The following is a 4,003-nucleotide window of genomic DNA, read 5'->3' as shown; positions in this document are numbered from 1 at the left end:
GGCGGCATCGGCCCGGTCACGCTCGGCCGCATCGCCGCCCGCCGGCTGCGGCAGAGCCTGGACGGCAACAAGATGATCAGCGCCTAGAGTCCTACCGGTCGGACCAGACCGCGAGCTCGTAGCCGTCCGGATCCTGGAAATGGAAGCGCCGGCCGCCGGGGAAGGCGTAGGCCGGCCGGACGATGCGGGCGCCGGCCTGTTCCAGCCGCTGCTGGAGATCACCGAGATCGTCGGCATAGAGGATGACCAGCGGGCCGCCCGGCGCGGCCGGGGTGCCGTGGGCGAAACCGCCGGTCAGGCGGCCGTCGCCGAACTCGCAATAATCGGGGCCGTAATCGGTGAAGCGCCAGCCGAAGGCGCTGCCGTAGAAGTCGCGCGACCGGGCGATGTCGGCGACGATGAATTCGATGTAGTCGTTGCGGCGGTCGTTGCCGGGGCTGGCCATGGCGGTTCCTCTGGTCGGGATGCGGCAACACTGGCACGACTGCTTCGGGTCGTCTTGAATGGAACGGCCAGTCAGGCGGCGATGACTCGGCCGCCGGCGAGCTGGCCCAGGATCACGGCCGGGGTCAGTCCGGACAGGCGCCGGACCTCGCGCGTCAGATGCGCCTGGTCGGCGTAGCCGGACACCGCGGCCAGGGTGGCCAGCCCCGCCTCCTCCCCGCCTTCGGCCAGGCCGAGAAAGCGCTGGAAGCGCAGGATGCGATCGAGCGTCTTCGGGCCATAGCCGAAGGCCGCATGGCAGCGCCGGCGCAGGCTGCGTTCGCCGATGTCGAGCCGGCCGAGCACGGCGGCCAGGCTGGCATCGGGTTCTGCTGCCCCGCGCCCGAGCAGCCGGAAGACCAGATCCATATCCGCGGCCGGACGGTCGATATCGGGCGCCGCCTGGGCCAAGCCAGCCTCCAGCCGCGCCATCCGCCCCGCCACCGTGTCTATCTCGCCAATCCGGGCGGCAAGGTCGCGTGCCCAGGGTCGCCGCAGATCCTGCAGATCGACCTGCCGGCCGACGATCTCCGACATCGGCAGGCCGAGCCAACGCAGGGCGGCACCGGGCCGGAAACGCAGGCCGATCATCGTGGCGCCGGGCCGCAACAGCGGCGTCGCCGCCGTGACGTCAGGCCCCGCCACCACCAGCCTGTCCCCGGACCAGATCAGGTCGACGCAGCCATCCGGCACGACCACCACGGGCGCGGCCGGGTCCGACTGCGCCGTATGGGTCCAGCGGCAAAGGACATGGTCCGCCAGCGCCGGAACCGGCGCCGCCTCGCGATATCGTCCGGCCCGCTTGGCGAGGACCGGCCCGCCATCACCCTGCCGCACGCACTCCTCCCGGATCAGCCCGGCCCTATTCTCTCGCGATTTCGGGCGGCGGCGCCAGGGGCCGGCGCGGCCGGTCCAGGAAGGCGCTGGTGCCGGCGGCGACCTCGCCGTTGCTGAGTTGCCGCTCGAAATATCCCGCCTCGACCGCCAGCCCTTCATCGATCGTCAGGTTGAGGCCGCGGGTGACGCTGGCCAGGCAGGCGGCGACGGCGCGCGGCGTGTGCGCCAGGATGCGTTCGGCCAGGTCGGCGGCGGCGGCCGCCAGCGCCGCTGCCGGCACCACCTCGTTGATCAGGCCGATCCGCGCGGCTTCCAGCGCATCGATGGCGTCGCCGGTCAGGATCAGCCGCAGCGCCCGCTTGCGCCCGATCGCTCGCGGCAGGCGCTGTGACCCGCCGAAGGGCGGGGCGAAGCCCAGCCGGATCTCCGGCTTGGCGAAGCGCGCGCCGTCGGCGGCAATGGCCAGCGGGCAGGCCTCGACGATCTCGCAGCCGCCGCCGAAGGCCAGGCCGTTGACCGCGGCGATTACCGGCTTGGCAAAAGCCTCGATCCGCCGGGTCAGCCCCTGGCCGCGGCGCACCACCTCGCGCATCACCCGCTCGGTGCCGCCGCCGAGGGTGGCGTGCATTTCGCGGATATCGGCGCCGGCGCTGAAGGCCCGCCCCGCGCCGGTCAGGATCACCACCCGGATCGTGTCGTCGGCCTCGACCGTATCCAGGTGCTGCTGTAGCCGGTCGATCAGCGCGGCATCCAGGGCGTTCAGCACACCAGGCCGGTTGAGAGTGATGGTGGCGATCGGCCCCCGCACCGCGAGCAGGGCGAGGTCGGACGAGATATCTGGCGGCATCGGGGTCTCCGGTTGCGGAGGCCCGATCCTTCGGCCCCGCAACCATTCCCGGCAAACGCGGATTCCTGCAGCGGCGATGAACGCTGCTCACCCGTCCGCGACGCCCGTCAGTGCAGCTTCTTGGCTTTCAGCGCGCGGCTGCGGTCGCCGGAGCGAATGGTGACGTCGAACACATCGCCCTCGCGGTCCAGCGTCAGCGGCACCTCGACCCCGGCCTCGCCCAGGGCCCAGACCGCGCGGAAGAAGCCGGCGAGGTCGTGGACCGCGACGCCGTCGACCGCCAGCATGGCGTCGCCTTCGCGCAGGCCGGCACGCTGGGCCGGGCCGTTGCCGGCGAAGCCGACCACGACGACGCGGCCTTCATCCTCGGTCGCGAACAGGCCGAGCCAGGGGCGGGGCGGCTGGTCGGGGCGGCCCAGCGTCATCAGATCGTCGAAGATCGGCTGCAGCAGCTCGATCGGCACCACCATGTTCAGCGGCAGCACCCGGCCGCCGTCGGCCTGGTGCTGGATCTGCAGCGAACCGATGCCGATCAGGTCGCCGGCCGGGCCGATCACCGCCGTGCCGCCCCAATGCGGGTGGGCCGGGGCGGTGAACAGGGCGTCGTCCAGCACGTATTCCCAATAGCCGGCGAATTCCTGGCGCGCGACGATCTGCCCGGCCAGCGACCGGGCACGGCCGCCGGCGCCAGCGATCACGACCTCGGTGCCGGCCGGCGCGGCGCGATCGTAGCCGGGGCGTAGCGCCGGCACGCCGAGCGGCCCCAGCGCCTGGACCAGGCCGAGGCCGGTGACCTGATCGTATCCCAGCACGTGCCCGGGCACGACCCGGCCGCGATTGGTGGTCAGCCAGATCTCCTCGGCCTCGGTGATGAGATAGCCGATGGTCAGCACGATCCCGTCGTCACGGATCACCACGCCGTTGCCGGACCGTTCGGTGCCTAGCGTGCCGGCGGTATAGGCGTCGGCGGGAATGCGGGCGGTCAGGCCGACCACGGCGTCCAGCGCCTGGTCGAGATCGAACACATAATCGTCGGGTTGGGGTTGCGCCCGGACGGGCACTTCCCAGTCGTCCGGTCCGTCGGCCATCCAGGCCTCCATGGTATCGGGCGGGTGTTTCCGAATGATTGTCGACGCCATGCAGGCCCGGATGCAAGCCCCGAGACGATTCGGGGCCGGCAGGGCTTGTTTCGCGTCGCCGATCCGGGACAGTTTGGCCCTGCGAACAGATGGGGGGATCGATGGCGAAGGGCAAGTCGGCGGCCGTACCGGCAGGCAATGGGCCGGGCGGGGTGTTCGACCGCCGCCGCCGCAACCGGGCGCTGCTGGCCCGGCAGGGGCTGCTGCAGCGCTGGTCGCTGACCGCGGCCGAGGTGATCGAGCGGCTGGTCGGCCTGCAGTCGCAATCCCCGACCGCCGGCTATGTCGGGCTGTGGACGCGGCTGGAGCGGTTCGAGCTGGAGGATCTCGCGATCCTGATCCGCGACCGCAAGGCGGTGCGCATCGCCCTGATGCGGTCCACCATCCACCTGGTCACCGCCCGCGACTGCCAGGCGCTGTACCCGGTGCTGCAATCGGTGCAGGAACGGGCGCTGATGACCGGCTCGCCCTATGGCAAACAGCTGGCGGGAGTCGACCTGGAGGCGCTGATCGCGGCCGGCCGCCGGCTGCTGTTCCTGCAGCCACGCACCCTGGACGAGCTCGGCAAACTGCTGCAGGCGCAATGGCCCGACCGCGACGCCAAGTCCCTGTCCTCGGCCATCCGCAACCTGGTGCCGCTGGTCCAGCTGCCGCCGCGCGGGCTGTGGGGCATCGGCGGCCTGCCGGTCTGCACCCC

At 71.9% G+C, this 4,003-nt stretch carries 5 protein-coding genes; 1 reads left to right on the top strand and 4 read right to left on the bottom strand.

The annotated features are described in order from the left end of the window. Positions 1 to 91: 91 nt before the first annotated feature. From AC3XYG_RS19720 to AC3XYG_RS19705, 4 genes are all read right to left on the bottom strand, one after another. A complete protein-coding gene (locus AC3XYG_RS19720; protein ID WP_489141564.1) occupies positions 92 to 445 on the bottom strand; it encodes a VOC family protein in 354 nt (117 codons plus the stop codon). 71 nt (positions 446 to 516) lie between these two features. Further along, positions 517 to 1,320: an AraC family transcriptional regulator gene (locus AC3XYG_RS19715; RefSeq protein WP_489141563.1), complete on the bottom strand. Its 804-nt coding sequence runs from the start codon at positions 1,318 to 1,320 to the stop codon at positions 517 to 519. A gap of 25 nt (positions 1,321 to 1,345) precedes the next feature. After that, positions 1,346 to 2,167 carry an enoyl-CoA hydratase-related protein gene (locus tag AC3XYG_RS19710; RefSeq protein ID WP_489141562.1) on the bottom strand — a complete coding sequence of 274 codons (822 nt, stop codon included), beginning with the start codon at positions 2,165 to 2,167 and terminating at the stop codon, positions 1,346 to 1,348. A 107-nt stretch (positions 2,168 to 2,274) separates the two neighbouring features. Further along, the gene (locus AC3XYG_RS19705; RefSeq protein WP_489141561.1) at positions 2,275 to 3,255 is read right to left on the bottom strand and encodes a S1C family serine protease; all 981 of its coding nucleotides are present in this window, start codon (positions 3,253 to 3,255) and stop codon (positions 2,275 to 2,277) included. A 152-nt stretch (positions 3,256 to 3,407) separates the two neighbouring features. On the opposite strand from AC3XYG_RS19705, the gene AC3XYG_RS19700 reads away from it, so the two are divergent. After that, positions 3,408 to 4,003, top strand: a 596-nt coding sequence (locus AC3XYG_RS19700) for a DNA glycosylase AlkZ-like family protein (protein ID WP_489141560.1), incomplete at its 3' end; no start/stop codon positions are given.

It is taken from the genome of Inquilinus sp. (assembly GCF_057815775.1).
The sequence above is the reverse complement of the archived record's forward strand: the minus strand, read 5'-3'. Positions and strand labels throughout refer to the sequence as shown.

Coding starts and splice junctions, on each gene's coding strand:
- AC3XYG_RS19720 (WP_489141564.1), bottom strand. CDS start 445: ATGGCCAGCCCCGGCAACGACCGCCGCAACGACTACATCGAATTCATC.
- AC3XYG_RS19710 (WP_489141562.1), bottom strand. CDS start 2,167: ATGCCGCCAGATATCTCGTCCGACCTCGCCCTGCTCGCGGTGCGGGGG.
- AC3XYG_RS19705 (WP_489141561.1), bottom strand. CDS start 3,255: ATGGCCGACGGACCGGACGACTGGGAAGTGCCCGTCCGGGCGCAACCC.